The sequence below is a fragment of the Microcoleus sp. BR0-C5 genome, from assembly GCF_036705045.1.
Lineage (GTDB): Bacteria > Cyanobacteriota > Cyanobacteriia > Cyanobacteriales > Microcoleaceae > Microcoleus.
The window spans coordinates 43,895-44,785 of the sequence record NZ_JAUBTR010000030.1; the positions used below are offsets into that span (position 1 = coordinate 43,895).

An 891-nucleotide genomic window follows, 5' to 3' on the forward strand; every position below is an offset into this window, starting at 1 on the left:
CAACAGAAAGTGGCACAGGCATCTTGCCTGTGGCTGCAACAGAAAGTGGCACAGGCATCTTGCCTGTGGCTGCAACATTGACATTTCCCCGCCAAAAATCGGGGCGCAGGCTGTGCATTGCCGACTTTTTTGCGCCCAAAGAATCGGGTAAAATGGATGTATTTCCGATGCAAGTAGCGACAGTGGGAGAAATTGCTACAGAGTACGCGCAAAAGCTATTTGCTAACAATCAATATACCGACTATCTCTACTTTCACGGGTTAGCGGTACAGACAGCGGAAGCAATAGCAGAATGGACTCACGCGCGAATTCGCCGGGAATTGGGCTTTGGTAGCGAAGAACCGGACAACATTCGCGATATGCTAGCGCAAAGATATCGCGGTTCGCGGTACAGTTTCGGCTATCCCGCTTGTCCGAATATGGCGGATCAGTATAAGCAACTGGAATTGTTAAAGTGCGATCGTATCAACCTCTACATGGATGAAAGCGAACAACTTTATCCCGAACAATCAACAACCGCAATTATCACCTATCACCCTGCCGCCAAATACTTCACCGCTTAATTTCTAGGGTGCGCCTCACACTTTTTTCTGTCGTTTTTCTCGTTCCTTCTCCTCGTTCCCAGGCTCTGCCTGGGAACAAAGAGCCGGAGGCAGAGCCTCCATTTAAAAACCTGGAGGCAGAGCCTCAAGAAATGCGTTCCCAGGTAGAACCTGGGAACGAGAAAAAAAATAGTTCACGAATTAAAGCAACAAAAAAGCACCTTAACAAAAGTGATTTCATGAATATGAACTTTCCGTGTCTGACGAAACTTTCCTCGTTCCCAGGCTCTGCCTGGGAACAAAGAGCCGGAGGCAGAGCCTCCATTTAAAAACCTGGAGGCAGAGCCTC

1 protein-coding gene is annotated in these 891 nt (G+C 48.4%); it reads left to right on the plus strand.

From position 1 onward, the window contains the following. The coding region (locus tag QUB08_RS16255; RefSeq protein WP_333225684.1) for a vitamin B12 dependent-methionine synthase activation domain-containing protein at positions 1–563 on the plus strand (563 nt) is incomplete at its 5' end. Positions 564–891: the final 328 nt, after the last annotated feature.